The sequence below is a fragment of the Streptomyces luteolus genome (assembly GCF_029968015.1).
In the GTDB taxonomy this organism is placed as follows: Bacteria; Actinomycetota; Actinomycetes; order Streptomycetales; family Streptomycetaceae; genus Streptomyces; species Streptomyces luteolus.
In genome coordinates this window covers 15,640-29,756 of sequence record NZ_JASCIS010000055.1, presented here as the reverse complement: position 1 = coordinate 29,756, position 14,117 = coordinate 15,640, and the positions used below count along the sequence as shown (strand labels likewise).

The following is a 14,117-nucleotide window of genomic DNA, read 5'->3' as shown; positions in this document are numbered from 1 at the left end:
GTCGTGCTGCGAATGCACTTCAGCGCCGGTGACCTGGCGCGCACCAGGATCGCGGACGGGCCCGACCCATTGTGGGAGACCGTCCTGAGCATGCAACAGCTCCACGAGCCGCGGCCGGAACCGCTGCTCGACGCCTGGCGGCGCAGAGCCTGCCGCCGCGGCCGGTCCGCCCAGCGGATCCTGGCCCCGCTGATGCCGAAGCGGGGCTACTTCCCGGACTTCCTCACGCCCGCGGCGGCGGCCGGAGGCCTGGAGGCGGGCATCGACGCCGTACTGAGCACTCCGCGCCGTCAATTGCGCGCCGAGGTCGGGATGCTGGCGGACGCCAACGGCCTTCCGTCCTGGGCCCGTTCACTGGCCGACGGCGAGACCGACACGCTGCGGCGGCTCGGCGGCGCGCTGCGCCAGTACCACGCCTCCGTGCTCGGCCCCGCCTGGCCGGACATCACGGCCCGCGTGGAGCGCGACCGGCTGCACCGGTCGGGGACGCACAGCCGCGGCGACACGCACGCGATGCTGCGCACGTTCGCCCCGTTGCTGAGCTGGCAGCCGCCGGTGCTCTGCGCCGACTACCCGGTGGACCGCGACGTGTACCTGGAGGGCCGCGGACTCCTCCTCGTACCCTCGTACTTCTGCCGCCGCACCCCGGTCGCGCTGCTCAACGAGACGCTGCTGCCCGTACTCGTCTACCCGGCCAGGGTGCCGCGGCCGCGGCAGCAGCTCACGCCCTGCCGCCGGTTGGCCCCGCTGCTCGGCCACACCCGGGCGGCCGTCCTGCAGACCCTCCAGGAGCCGTGCACCACGAGTGAGTTGGCGCAGCACGCCGGAGTCTCGCTCTCGTCGGCCAGCGAACACGCCGCCGTGCTGCGCCGCGCGGGCCTGATCATCAGCACCAGAGAGCGCCACCGCGTACGCCACACGCTCACGCCCCTCGGCATGGACCTGCTCACCGGGCGAGCCTGAGCGAGCCTGAGCGGGCCTCGGCCAGGCGGAACGTCACGGACTCGGAGCAGAGGGACCGGCCCGGACCTCACTCGGCCGCATGCGCGGGCCCCACCGGACGCCCGCCGGGATGCCGGTGCCGCCAGAACCAGAACACCCCGCTCGACACCAGCGCCCACCCGGCGAGCACCAGGAACGGGAACACATGCTGATGCCCGCCGAAGTACACCGCCGTGTGCTGCGCGTTCACCGACGCGCCCGGCGGCAGCCATTGGCCGATGGCCCCGAGCGGCGAGGGAAGCAGCGGCCAGGACACCGCGCCGCCCGAGGACGGATTGCCGAGGAGCACCATCAGCCCCCAGGTGGGCAGCATCGCCCAGCGCCCGAAGAGGGTGTTGAACATGGTGAACACCATCCCCGAGGTGAACATCGTCAGCGCGAGGATCAGCCACGACGCCACGAACGGCAGGTCGACCGCCCCCAGCCACCAGTCCACCACCGCCGCGATCGCGAACCCGCCGAGCAGCGCGTACGCCACCGTGAAGCCGACGCGCTCCAGCGGATTGAGGCTCCGCGCGTGCACGGACAGCTGGATCGCTCCGACGAAGCCGATGATCACCGCCGCGAGGGAGATGTAGAAGATCGCCAGCCCCCGCGGATCGCCCGGCTGCATCGGGGTGACGTCCCGCACCGTGACCGGAATCCGGAGCTTCTGCCCCACCGACTCGCCCGCCTCCGCGAGCAGTTGGGCCACCGAGGCGCCCGACGCCCCGGACACCGAGAGCGTCACCCGCTCCCGCCCGTGCACGTCCAGGATCGCGAACGCCCGCTGCTCGTCCACCGACTCCTTCGCCTCGGCATACGTGTCGTACGACGTCAGGGCGAGCGTCGCGTCCAGGGCCTGCTCCATGCCGTCCACGAACGCCCGCCCGCGCGCCGAGTCGTGCGCACCCACGACGGCGGCGGGTACGTGCCGGGGCGTCGGGTCGGCCATCGAGTACGTGTAGCTGCCCGCGAACAGTCCGGCGGCCGCCGCGAGGATGAGGACGAGGACGGTCGCGGGCAGGAACGGCGACTCCTTGAACGCCCGCCACCGCTCCCGGCCCGAGGGCACCCGCCCATGCGCTCCGTGCGGGGGCGGGGTGCGCTGCGCGCCGCTGGGTCCGTCGCTCGGCTCGTCCATGCCCTCACGTTAAGCAGCGGTACGCGGGCGCCCCTACCGGTGAGGGCCCGTCCGGGGTTCCCCGGGCGACAGCCGCGTACGGAACAGGTCGAGCACGCCGTCGAGGGCCGCCCGCGTCGCCTGCCCCGGCTCGTCGATCAGGTGCTCCGTGAGCACGGAGTGCGGGTCCCGCAGGCCGTCCGGGTTGGCGTCGGCGTCGTCCAGCTCGACGGCCACGAACGCGTCGCCCAGCTCGCGGCGGAGGAACGCGAAACGCTCGCCCGGCACGAGCCGGTCGCTGCGGAACCGCAGGCCGTGCACCGTGAGTCCGCCGCGCGCACAGCGGTCCTTGACCTTGGCGAGGTCCGCGGGGGAGATGTCGATGCCCGCGCGGTGCCGCCGGGTCACGGGCATCGGGAGCGAGGGCTGCGAGAGGACGGGTGCGAGCATCCGCTCGTCGGCGGCCATCGCGAGCGCGAAGCCGCCGGTGAAGCACATCCCGACGGCGCCCACGCCGGGCCCGCCGCACCGCTCGTGCTCGTACGCGGCGAGACCCCGCAGCCAGTCCACCACCGGGGAGCTGCGGCCCGTCGCGAAGGCGGTGAACTCCCGGCTCACGCAGACGCGCAGGATGCTCGACGCCATGTACGCCCGGGACTTCAGCCTGCCGTGCCCGCTCGGGTGCGGATCGCGTCCCGGCCGTCCGAACAGTACGGGCAGCACCGCCGTGCAGCCGATCGCGGCCACGCGCTCCGCGAACGCGAGCACCTTCGGCGTGATGCCGGGGATCTCCGCGATGACGATGACGGCGGGCCCGCTGCCGCGCCGCACCACCTCATGGGTGACACCGCGGTACGTGAACGGGTCGCGTGCGAACCCGGACAGGTCGTGGTCGGCCATCGTGGCGTCCCCCATCTCCCTTGCGGGCAGCGGTGGTTGAGCCCCCGAGCGGTTGCGTACGGGCAGGCAGGGCCGAGCATGCCACCTCGGCGATCACCGCACCCCGGCCACCCGGACTCTGCGACGGACGCCACACAGCAGGCACAGCAGGCACAGCAGGCACAGCAGGCACAGCAGGCACAGCAGGCACAGCAGGCACGGAAGGCACGGAAGGGACCGGAACCCGCGCAGCGACACAGGTGAACCTGGGCCCGGTCCGCTCGGCCATGCGGAGCAGTTGCCCGGCGGGCGCCGACCGGCCCGCTTAGAACCGATGCAGAGTCACAATTCCCATTCCCTCCCCGAGGGAGAAAGGGCGGTGCGCGTCGTGCCGTCGCGACTGTCTTTCGCCACAGGGCTGGCCTGCTCCGCGGCCCTGGCCGGGCAACTACTGGCCTCATCGCCGGCCCTGGCCCAGGAGGGCCCGTCCGGAACCGCCCCGGAGAAGCCCTGCACCTCCGGGTCCGGCGCCTACCAGTGGCAGCTGGAGAAGAAGTTCGGGCTGCCGCAGGACGGCGTCCAGAGCACCCGGGACTGCATCGTCATCCGCAGGGCCCAGCAGCTCCTCGGCATCAAGCCCGCCGACGGCAAGGCGGACCTCAGGACGTACCGACTGGTCCTGGTCTACGAGGTCAGGAAGAACCCCAACGCCCAGGGGAAGTGCCCGGTCCGCAAGTACCGCGTGACGTGCGTGGACCTGAACCGGCAGATCATGTGGGTGCAGACGGGCCGGAAGCTCGTCTTCGCGCCCGTCCCGATCCGCAGCGGCAAGGACGGGTACGAGACCCGGCGCGGCTGGCACAAGATCTATCTGAAGCGCGCCCGGCACTTCTCGACGATCTACAACAACGCCCCCATGCCGCACTCGCAGTTCTTCAACGGCGGCCAGGCCTTCCACGGCACCTACTCCGACCTGTTCAAGTCCGGCTCGCACGGCTGCGTCAACATGTACGCGGCCGACGCGAAGCGGCTGTTCAAGCTGCTGAAGGTCGGGGACCGGGTGTACGTCTGGGGCACCAAGCCGGGCACGGGCAAGCGCCACGGCGTCTACTCGGACGACGTCCTGATCGCCCAGGGCTTCGGCTCGTTCGGCATCGCCGAGGACCCGACGGCCGAACAGGCGCCGACGCCGCGGGAACTGGCAGCGGCGCTCGACGAGTGAGCGGGCGGTCGGCCGGTGAGCACCACGGCTGACCGGACGACGGAAAGGGGCGGGCGGGGCGGCCCATCAGCCGCCCCCCCCGCCCCGTTCAGGGAGCGGACGTCAGTCCTGCTTGCCCTTGCCCTCCTCCTCCGGGATCACGAAGCGCACGTAGCGGTGGTTGCCGTCGACGACGATGTCGCCCCTGCAGCGGGGCTTGGGCATCTTGTAGCCGTCCGGGACGTCGGTCGCGCAGACCGCGTACTTGCCCGCCGACAGGTTCGGGAAGGTGCAGTAGCCCATGGAGTTGCCCGTGCACGAGGGGGCGAGTGCGCGCTCCGGGTACTTCTTGAGCTCGAAGGCGACGCCGCCGACGCGGTCACCGTACGTGTCGACCGCGTAGGGGGTGATCGCGCCCTTCTTCTCCGCCTTGCCCGGCTTGCAGGTGGCCGAGGCGAGGACGATGTCGCCCTTGAGCGGAGACGCCGGTGCCACCTTGACGTGCACGGCATTGACGGTGAGGGAGCCGTCGGGCTTCCTGATCTGCTCGTTCAGGGTCACCGAGCCCAGACCCGCGGGCAGCGTCAGCCTGGTGTTGGGCGCCGGGTTGGCGGGGAACCTCACGTTGCCCGCGCCGATCGGCGTCTTGGCGGCGCCGTTGACGATGAGGGTCCTGCCCACCGGGAGCGAGCCGGGCTTGGCGGAACAGGTCGCGCCGATCGCGTCGGCGCTGACCGCGGCGAGCCGGAGGTTGAGCCGCACCGCGGCCGTCTTCGCGCTCGACCGGGTGGTGCCGTACGTGGCGTTGCCGGTCGCGGTGGTCTCGACGGCCCTGACCGTGCCGACGGTGGGCACCGTCAGCTGGGCGAGGGTGTCGGACGAGGGACCCGCGGTGAACCGGGACTTGATCACCTCGGGGAGCTTGATCGGACCGAGCGAGGCCTTGGCGCCGTAGGCCGAGCTCATACCCGGGGCGGCGTGCGCCGTGCCGGCGGTGGTCGCGACCAGGGATGCGGCGAAAACGGTGCCGAGCGCGGCCCGACCCACCACACCCATTGTGACTGAGGCCATGACTTTCCCTTCGTGAGGACCAGGAGCGCGCGGGTGTCCGCCGGGGCTGTGGGGCGCCGGAGTGGAGACGCGCGTCCCCTGGACGTCGGACACGGCGTCCGACGTCGGCCACTGATACCCGCCCGAAGGGAGCGATCTATCCGATACGCAGTCAAATAGTGTGTTTATTCACCTGAGTGGTGAATCGCCTTCGGCGTGGCGCGGTGCTACCGCTCCACCGCTCCACCGCTCCACCGCCCCCCGCGCCGCGACCGGCGGTGTACGCGCGCGGCCGGTCGCCCGAGGCAAGCGGCACCCGCTCAACTCCCCTGCGGGACAAGGGACATCGGGCCGCAGCTCTCAGAGCCCGGCCGCCCGGTGGGTCGCGCGGCCGTCGAGGACCGTCAGGAGCACCGGCAGATCCGGCAGTTCCGTGGCGTCGGTGGTCAGCGGGCTCTCCGCGAACACCGTCAGATCGGCGCGGTGCCCGACCGCGAGGCGCCCGGCCCGGTCCTCCTCGCCCGCCGCGTACGCGGCGTTGACCGTCATGGCCCGCAGCGACTCAAGTGCGGTGAGGGCCTGCTCCGGTCCGTGCGGAGGCTGCGTCAGATCACGGCTCGGGCGGCGGTGGCGGGCCCCCGCCATGACCTGGAGCGGAGGGTAGGGGGCGATCGGCCAGTCCGAGCCGAGCACGACCGTGGCCCCCGAGTCCCACAGGTCGCGGCAGCGCCAGGCGCGCGCGGCCCGCTCCTCGCCGAGCCGCCGCGACCAGTTGTCGCTGTGGTCGGCCCGCGTGAAGTCGCAGCAGTGGGTGGGCTGCATGGACGCCACGACGCCGAGCTCCGCGAAGCGCCGCAGCGTGTCGTCCGGCACGGTCTCGATGTGCTCCACCCGATGCCGTACGCCCGAGTCCCGGCCGCCGCCCGCGAGGGCCACCGCTTCGAGGGCGTGCCGCACCGCCGCGTCGCCGATGGCATGGGTCGCCGTGGGCACACCGGCCCGGTGCAGCTCGGCGATGACATGGGTGTAGGCCGCGGGATCGGGCCAGAAGGCGTGCGTGGACTCGCCGTGGCAGTCGGGGCGCTCCAGCCACGCCGTGCCGTTGTCGATCGTGCCGTCCATGAACAGCTTCACGCCGTCCACCCGCCACAGCGCACCGCCGACGCCCTGCTGCCCGACGAGCGCACGGACCCCGTCGGCGTCCACGCCCGGCTGGCACCACGGGGCGACGCGCAGCCGCAGCGGCAGTTCACCCGACGTGTCGAGCTCGCGGTAGAAGGCCAGGCTGTCGCCGCCCGCGTCCATGGCGTGCCCGCCGGTCAGCCCCGAAGCGGCCATCTCCCGCAGTACGGCGGCGAGTCGGGCCCGGCGCGCCGCGCGGGTCGGCTGCGGCGTGGCGCGTTCGACCAGCTCGCAGGCCGCGTCCTCCAGGAGCAGCCCGGTGGGCCTGCCCGCCGCGTCGCAGACGACCTCGGCGGCCTGGTCGAACCGCCGCGGCCCGTCCACGCCGGAGAGCTCCAGGGCGCGCGGGCTCGCCAGCATCGAGTGCGCGTCGAAGAGCTGGAGCAGCGCGGGCACGCCGTCGAGGACGGGCCCGAGCGCGGCCGACTCGACGGGCAGGTCCCCGAACACGTTCGGGTCGAGCCCCCACCCGCGCAGCCACTCCCCGCGCCGCAGCTCGCGTACGGCGGCCGCCAGGGCCTCCCGTACGTCGTCGAGGCTCGCGCAGCCCGAGAGGTCGAGGCCCTGCGTCATCTCCGCGCCGGAGACGGGGTGCAGATGCCCGTCGACCAGGCCGGGGGTGACGACGGCGCCGCCCAGGTCGATCACCTCGGTCGAGGCGTCGGCGAGGGCGCGGATCTCCCGGTCGTCGCCGAGCGCGGCGATCCGCCCGTCGGACACGGCGAGCGCGGTCTGCGGCAGGGGTTCGCCGGACAGCGGGTCGAGTAGGCGGGCAGAGAGGAGGGCCAGGGGAGTGCGCACGAAGGCTCCAGGAGGGGGTATGGGGGGAGGGCTGCGGGGGGTCAGGAGTGCGGCTCGTCCCGGGCTAGGTCGTGTCCGTGAAGTCCCGTCGTCCGCCCGGAGGGCGGGCCCTGCGGGGTCATGGGGGTCCCCCCTGTTCTGGGGGCACCTCCCGGCCGAAGGCTGGGGGAGGGACTTTACGGACATGCCCTAGTCCCGAGCGAGGTCCGCCTCGGTCAGCTCGTCGGCGAGGCGGCTCAACGTCCCGCTCTCCAGGCCGAGTTCGCGCTCTGCCGTGGTCACGGCCAGCAGGGCGACGGCCTGGGGGCGGTCTACAGTCCGGGAGTTGGCCTGGGCGCCGAGTCCGTCGAGCACGACCAGGATGTGAATGGCCGTCAGGACCGGGCTGTCGGTACGGAATCCGTCGTCCCGCACGCCGTCCTCGATCACCGCGGTGAACCGCTCGCGCCAGGCCGCCTCCTGCACCCCGACCCGCTCGCGCAGCGCCGGCCGGTAGCGGCTGAGATGCCGTGCGTTGATCCAGAGCCGGGAGACGTCGTCGTACGCGGCGCCGGTCGCGAGCGCGAAGAAACGGGCCAGGTAGTGGGCGGGGGAGCCCTCGGTCCGCTCGTTCGGCAGGAGTGCGTCGAGCTCGCGCCCCGCGGCCTGGCCGAAGGCCTCGGCCACCAGTTCCTCGGCCGACGGGAAGTAGTGGCTGATGAGCCCGGGGCGTACGTCGAGATCCTCGGCGATCCGGCGGAGCGTGATGCACTCCAGGCCCTCGGTCAGTGCCACCCGGGCGGCCGCGGCGACGATTTCCGCACGTCGGGCGGCTGGAGTTTTTCTGACTCGCTTGCGCTGAACGCTTGACGGCATACGAGGGATGCTATTGAGTGCTCGACCAATAAGCAAGCAGGTGGATAGTACGAGCACCCGGAGGGGCCATGGCGTCCACACTTCCCGAACCGCGTCCCGCCGCGCGAGAGTCGGCCCACCCGGCCGGATCGGAGCGCGCGGGCCATGTCGAGGCGCACGGCATCGACCACATTCCCGAGAGCGAACGCCACGGCCGGCCGCGCCAGTTGTTCGCCGTCTGGGCCGCGGCCGGCGTGACGTATCTGAGCCTCGTGGTCGGCGGCGCTCTCGTCCTGATGGGCCTGAACCTCCGGCAGGCCCTCGCGGTGATCGTCGTGGGCAACCTCTGCTGGCTGCTCACCGGGTTCCTCGCCATCTCCGGGCCCGCCTCCGGCACCCCGAGCGAGGTCATCACCCGCGCCCTCTACGGCGTCCGCGGCAACCGCGTGAACAACGCCGTGACCGGCTGGATGATCTCCGTCTGCTACTTCGCCCTCAACCTGGCCGCCGCCGCGACCGCGGGCTTCGCCCTCGTCGAACGCGTCGGGATCAGAGCCACGACCGGCGTGCAGATCGCCGTCGTGATCGTCATCGCCGTCCTCACCCTCACCATCAGCGTCTACGGCCACGCCCTGATCCTGAGGCTCTACCTGCCGATCACGCTCGTCCTGACCGCGGTGTTCATCGCCGTCGGCATCGCCGTCGTCCGCCACACCGACTTCTCGTACGCTCCCGCCGCACCGCTCACCGGCACCCGGCTGTGGGCCGTGCTGCTCGCGGGCGTCACACTCATCGCCTCCGGGCCGCTCTCGTACACCACCAGCGCCGACTTCGCCCGCTACCTGCCGCGCGCCAGCTCCGCCAGGGCCGTCCTCGGCTGGACGGCACTCGGTGCCTTCCTGCCCGGAGTGCTCGTCTCCGGGCTCGGCGCCATGGCGGCCACCACGCTCGACATGAGCGACCCGCAGACCGCCCTCGAATCGATCCTGCCGAGCTGGTTCTCGCCCCTCTTCCTCGTCGCGCTCGTCCTCGGCACCATCGCCATCAACGCCCTCACCGCGTACAGCGCCGGTCTCGCCCTCCAGGCCGTCGGCGTCCGCATCCGCCGCTCGTACAGCGTCCTCGTCGACGGCGCGGCCGCCGTGGCCCTCACGCTGTACGCGCTCCTCGTCTCCAACTTCCTCGACACCGTCAGCAACATCCTCCAGCTGACCGTCGTCCTGCTCGGCCCGAGCATGTCGATCTACGCGGCCGACATCGTGCTGCGCCGCAACCGGTACGACGGCTCCGCGCTCACCGACGAGTCCCGCCGGAGCCCCTTCTGGTACCGCGGCGGCGTCAACTGGGCCGGTGCCTGCGCCCTGACCGGCGGCGTCACCGCCTCCGCCCTGAGCGTCAACACCCTGTACACCGGCCCGATCGCCCAGGCCCTCGACGGCATCGACGTCGCCCTGCCCGTCGGCCTCGTCGTCTCTCCGGTCCTGTATGTCCTCCTCATGCGCACCCCGCTCGGCGGCCCGCACCACATCGAGAGGACCTGACCCCGAGCACCCCGCCGCGCCCCTTACCCGCCGGTCTCCGTACGCGAATGGCGACCGCCCCACCCGATGGGGATGATGGAGAGATCTTCGGCCGCGCCGGAGGGCAGACAGGAGACGCGACATCGGGGGAGACTCGGGAGGCCGACAGGCGGCGGTCGACAGGAGAAGGGAGCGGACCGATGCGTGCTGCGGACGCTCTGCCTCCCGGACCCGACCCGGAGGACTCCGGCCCACTCCTGGAACCGGGCGGCCTCCTCGACGTGCTCGGCGTCGCCGCCGTCGTCCTCGACGCCGACGGCCGCATCGCCCTGTGGAGCCCCCAGGCCGAGACCCTCTTCGGGTACACCGCCGCCGAGGCCCTGGGCCGTCCCGCCGCCCGGATCCTCGTCGACGAGGAACACCTCGACCTGGTCCTCTCCCTCTTCACCGAGGTCATGGCCAGCGGCGAACCCTGGGCCGGGGTCTTCCCCGTACGCCACAAGGACACCGGCACCCGCCTCGCCGAGTTCCGCAACATGCGCCTGGAGGACAAGCGGGGCAACGTCTACGCCCTCGGGCTCGCCTCCGAGCGCGCCACCCTGCAGCGCATGGAGCGGGACCTGGCACTCTCCCTGCGCCTGTTCAGCCAGTCCCCGATCGGCCTCGCCGTGATGAACACCGATCTCCGGTACGTCATGGTCAACCCGGCCCTGGAACGCATCAACGGCATCCCCGCCGCCGAGCACCTCGGGCACACCGTCTCCGAGGCGCTGCCGTTCCTCAACGGCGAGGCCGTCGAGTCCGCGATGCACGAGGTGCTCGCCACCGGCACCCCGTCCCTCGACACCTTCACCGTGGGCCGCACCCCCGCCGACCCGGAGACCGAGCACGCCTGGTCGGTGTCCCTGCACCGCCTGGAGGACCCCGGCCAGAAGCGGGTCATCGGCCTCGCCGTGTCCGTCGTCGACATCACCGAACAGCACCGCGCCGCCACCGCCGCCGCCCGCGCCCAGCGCCGCCTCGCGATGATCGCCGACGCCACCGAACGCATCGGCACCACCCTCGACCTCGACCGCACCGCCCGGGAACTCGCCGACTGCCTGGTGCCCGAGTTCGCCGACATCGCCGCCGTCGACCTCCTCGACAGCGTCCTGAAGTTCGGCAGCCCCGCCCGGCCGCCCGCCTCCGGAGGCGGCCTCGTCCGCGCGGTCGCCGTCGCCAGCGCGGCCCACCCCACCTTCGCCGAGCGCGCCTCCGAACCCGCCGGGCGGACCTCCCGGTACGAGTCGAACCGCCTCGTCGCCCAGTGCGTACGCTCCGGACGCCCCACCCTCATCGCCCACGTCAGGCAGCAGGACCTCGCCCGGATCGGCCGCGACCGCGACGTGTCGGCGCTGCTCGAAGAGGCCGGGGTGCACTCGTACATGGCGATCCCGCTGCGGGCGCGCGGCACCGTGCTCGGTGCCCTCACCCTCGCCAGGACCCGCAACCCGCTGCCCTTCGACCACGACGACCTGCTGCTCGCCGGGGAGCTCGCCGCCCGCGCCGCCGTCGCCATCGACAACGCCCGCGGCTACCAGCAGCAGAGCCACGCCGCGCTCTCCCTGCAACGCCACCTGCTGCCGCACCGGCCGGTCAAACCCCCGGGCCTCGACATCGCGTACCGCTACCAGCCCGCCACCACCGCGGGCGAGGTCGGCGGCGACTGGTTCGACGTCATCCGCCTCGCCGGTGAGCGCTCCGCCCTCGTCGTCGGCGACGTCATGGGCAGCGGCATCAACGCCGCCGCCTCCATGGGCCAACTCCGCACCGCCACCCGCACGTTGGCCGGTCTCGGCCTCGCACCCGCGGACGTCCTCACGCACCTGGACCGGATCGCGGGCGAACTCGACGAGACCCTCGCCACCTGCGTGTACGCCGAGTACGACCCGCACACCGGCCGGTGCCGCATCGCCACCGCCGGCCACCTTCCGCCCGTCCTGTGCCGCCCGGACGAACGCCCGCAGCTGCTCTCCCTGCCGACCGGCGCACCCCTCGGCGTGGGCGGAGTGCCGTTCGAGGCGGCCGAGTTCGCCCTCACCGACGGCGACGAGCTGCTGCTCTACACCGACGGCCTGGTGGAGGTCCGCGAGGAGGACATCGGCACCCGCCTCGCCACCCTCCTGGACCTGCTCGACCAGCCGCGCCGCTCCCTGGAGGAGACCTGCGACCTCCTCCTCACCCAGCTCCGCCGCCACGGCGACCCGGACGACGTGGCCGTCCTCATCGCCCGTACGCACCCCCTTCCCCCGGCCGACGGCAGCTGACCGCTGGGGCCTGTCCGGGTCAGCGCGGGCGCGCGCCCCCGCGCGCGAGCCGGCCGTCGCCGCCGGGCTCCGCGTACCGGGTCGGCGAGCCCGGCCGCTTCCGCGGTACGAGCCGACGGTCCGGCAGGGGCGGGGCCGAGGCCGGAACGCGCTGGATCTCGGCGAGCAGCCGCTCCACGACGACCGTCCCCAGCGGGTTGCCGAGCACCTCGGCGTCGTTCAGCGCACGCCGCGCCCGCCGCCAGGCGCGCGAGGGCCGCTCCGCCAGATGGTCCACGAAGGCCAGCGCGTACCCCGTCACGCAGCGCGCCCACCGGTCGTCGCGGGTGCGCCGCAGCGCCACCGCGCGGCGTACGGAACGGCGGGCCGCGGCGGGCGAGGTGTGTGCCTGGTTGCAGGCGAGGACCGCCCAACTGTGCGCCACCGAGGGCCCGTAGAACACCTCCTCCGGAATCAGCTGCACCGCCTCCCGCAGGCAGGCGACCGCAAGCTCCCGGTCGCCCGCGAACGCCGCGAGCACCCCGGACGCGTCAGCGACATGACCAAGGGTCGTGTCGTCGCCGACCAGCACCGCCATCTCACCGGCCTCGCGCAGTGCCTCGGCCGCGTCGTCCTCCCCGGACCGCACCGCGATCCACCCGGCCAGCCACAACGCCCGCGCCCGCAGCAGCGACACCTCCGGACAGAGAGGAAGCAGCCGCTGCAGACAGGAGCGGCCCTGCCCGGTGCGCCCGCACACGCCCCACCAGAACCAGAGCGCCACCACGGCGTGCAGCGCGGTCTCGGCCTGCGCCGCCGTCCGCGGCGACCGGACGAGCGCGGCCCGCAGATTCGCCTCCTCGGCGCGTACGAGCGCGATCGCCTGCTGCTGCAGCCCCGCCTGCCACAGCCGCTGCGCGGACTCGGCCGCGTCCCGGCACCACAGCAGGTGCCGTTCCACCGCCTCGGGTGCCTCGCCCGCGTCCCGCAGCCGCTCGAAGCCGAACTCCCGCGCCGCGACCGCCATCCGGTACCGCCCGGGCCGTACGCCACCGGGGTCGCGCACCGGCTCCAGGACCGAGGCGAGCGTGAGCCGGGCCAGGCCGGCCGGGATGTCCCGCGCGCGCAACTGCCCGCCGGCGGCCACGCGCACCGCGGTGTCCTCGTCGAAGTCGCCGCCGAGCACGCTCAGCCGCGCCCAGGTGATGCGGTCGGCCCGTTCGCACAGGGTGTAGCTCGCGCCGAGCGCGGTGTGCAGCGAGCGGTGCCGCCAGGTCCCGGCGGCGTCCCCGGCGAGCCGGCACTGCGCGGACTCGACCAGGGCGGCCACCTCCGCCGATGGCCGTCGGCCCACCTGCTCGGCCGCGAGGCGCAGGGCCAGCGGCACCCCCTGCACCCGCGCGCAGATGTCGAGCACGGTCCGGCCCGCGGCGCCCGCACCGATCCGCTGCGACGCCCCCGGAGGCAGCCGGGACAGGAACATCCGGACCGCCGGACTCGGCCTGCCGTCGCCGGACGGTACGAGGGAGAGCGGGCCGAGTCGCAGCACCTCCTCCTCGCCCAGGCCGAGCGGCTGCCGGCCGGACGTGAGGACGCGCAGCCCGGGCAGCGTCTGCAACAGCCGCTGGACGAGGGCGAGGCAGCCGCCGCGCACCGGGTCGACGTCGTCGAGGACGAGCAGCCGCGGCCCGCCGTCCAGGGCTCGGGCTACCTCGTCGAATCCGGCGGTGACGGGCAGGCCGAGTGCCGTGGCCACTCCGGTGAGGGCGTCCGGGCCGCCGGCCGGGCCCTCGGTCCACCAGCGGGCCCGGACCACCTCCACCTCGCGCCGCCCCGCCGCCGCACGGGCGAGGCGGCTCTTGCCGACCCCGGCCGCGCCGGTCACGGTCACCAGGCGGTGCCGGTCCAGGAGCCCGTCGAGGCGCGCCAACTCCTCGTCCCTGCCGACCAGTTCGCCCGGCGCGCCGGTTCCCGGCCGGCGCTGCCGCTGGCCTCGGCCGTGCCGAACGGACGAGCCGCGAAGGCGGTCAAACACTGTCCTGCTCCTGATCACTTCCGTGCACCGGCGCGAGACGTACTGCGTCTCCCGGGCCGAATCCGGCCGCAGGAACGCTCCTGCAGTGAGCCGACCACAGAGGGAACGGGTTCGGGCCGCGCGGGGTAGCGACCCCGCACCCTCCCTCACTCAGGGCGGCGACGAAGGGAACGCGCGTACGGACAACGCTCCTCGCCCGTCCGGCCGTTGCTCGGAGGTACGGACA

At 73.4% G+C, this 14,117-nt stretch carries 10 protein-coding genes; 4 read left to right on the top strand and 6 right to left on the bottom strand.

The features are described from left to right. Nucleotides 1–12 precede the first annotated feature (12 nt). A complete protein-coding gene (locus QIT00_RS33895; RefSeq protein WP_282539341.1) occupies nucleotides 13–963 on the top strand; it encodes an ArsR/SmtB family transcription factor in 951 nt (316 codons plus the stop codon). A gap of 67 nt (nucleotides 964–1,030) precedes the next feature. Here QIT00_RS33895 and QIT00_RS33890 read toward each other — a convergent pair whose 3' ends face one another. Continuing rightward, the gene (locus QIT00_RS33890) at nucleotides 1,031–2,125 is read right to left on the bottom strand and encodes an ABC-2 transporter permease (RefSeq protein ID WP_282539320.1); all 1,095 of its coding nucleotides are present in this window, start codon (nucleotides 2,123–2,125) and stop codon (nucleotides 1,031–1,033) included. A 33-nt stretch (nucleotides 2,126–2,158) separates the two neighbouring features. Beyond that, nucleotides 2,159–3,004, bottom strand: a complete 846-nt coding sequence (locus QIT00_RS33885; RefSeq protein ID WP_282539340.1) for a dienelactone hydrolase family protein — start codon at nucleotides 3,002–3,004, stop codon at nucleotides 2,159–2,161. A 367-nt stretch (nucleotides 3,005–3,371) separates the two neighbouring features. Between QIT00_RS33885 and QIT00_RS33880 the strand changes: the two genes are divergently transcribed. Next, on the top strand, nucleotides 3,372–4,205 hold the full coding sequence (locus QIT00_RS33880) for a L,D-transpeptidase family protein (RefSeq protein ID WP_282539319.1): 834 nt from the start codon (nucleotides 3,372–3,374) through the stop codon (nucleotides 4,203–4,205). 102 nt (nucleotides 4,206–4,307) lie between these two features. On the opposite strand, the gene QIT00_RS33875 is transcribed toward QIT00_RS33880, so the two are convergent. The 3 genes from QIT00_RS33875 to QIT00_RS33865 all read right to left on the bottom strand — a co-directional run bounded on the left by QIT00_RS33875 (nucleotide 4,308) and on the right by QIT00_RS33865 (nucleotide 8,072). Further along, nucleotides 4,308–5,255: a choice-of-anchor P family protein gene (locus QIT00_RS33875; protein WP_282539318.1), complete on the bottom strand. Its 948-nt coding sequence runs from the start codon at nucleotides 5,253–5,255 to the stop codon at nucleotides 4,308–4,310. A 339-nt stretch (nucleotides 5,256–5,594) separates the two neighbouring features. Continuing rightward, nucleotides 5,595–7,217: an amidohydrolase gene (locus QIT00_RS33870; RefSeq protein WP_282539317.1), complete on the bottom strand. Its 1,623-nt coding sequence runs from the start codon at nucleotides 7,215–7,217 to the stop codon at nucleotides 5,595–5,597. Nucleotides 7,218–7,406: 189 nt separating this feature from the next. Further along, entirely contained in the window at nucleotides 7,407–8,072 is a 666-nt protein-coding gene (locus QIT00_RS33865) for a TetR/AcrR family transcriptional regulator (protein WP_282539316.1), read from the bottom strand. A gap of 68 nt (nucleotides 8,073–8,140) precedes the next feature. On the opposite strand from QIT00_RS33865, the gene QIT00_RS33860 reads away from it, so the two are divergent. Further along, nucleotides 8,141–9,592: a purine-cytosine permease family protein gene (locus QIT00_RS33860; RefSeq protein ID WP_282539315.1), complete on the top strand. Its 1,452-nt coding sequence runs from the start codon at nucleotides 8,141–8,143 to the stop codon at nucleotides 9,590–9,592. Nucleotides 9,593–9,771: 179 nt separating this feature from the next. After that, nucleotides 9,772–11,877, top strand: a complete 2,106-nt coding sequence (locus QIT00_RS33855; protein WP_282539314.1) for a SpoIIE family protein phosphatase — start codon at nucleotides 9,772–9,774, stop codon at nucleotides 11,875–11,877. Between the two features lie 19 nt (nucleotides 11,878–11,896). Here the strand turns inward: QIT00_RS33855 and QIT00_RS33850 are convergent, their stop codons facing one another. Next, complete coding sequence (locus tag QIT00_RS33850; protein WP_282539313.1) at nucleotides 11,897–13,891, bottom strand: ATP-binding protein; 1,995 nt, start codon at nucleotides 13,889–13,891, stop codon at nucleotides 11,897–11,899. Between the last annotated feature and the right edge of the window lie 226 nt (nucleotides 13,892–14,117).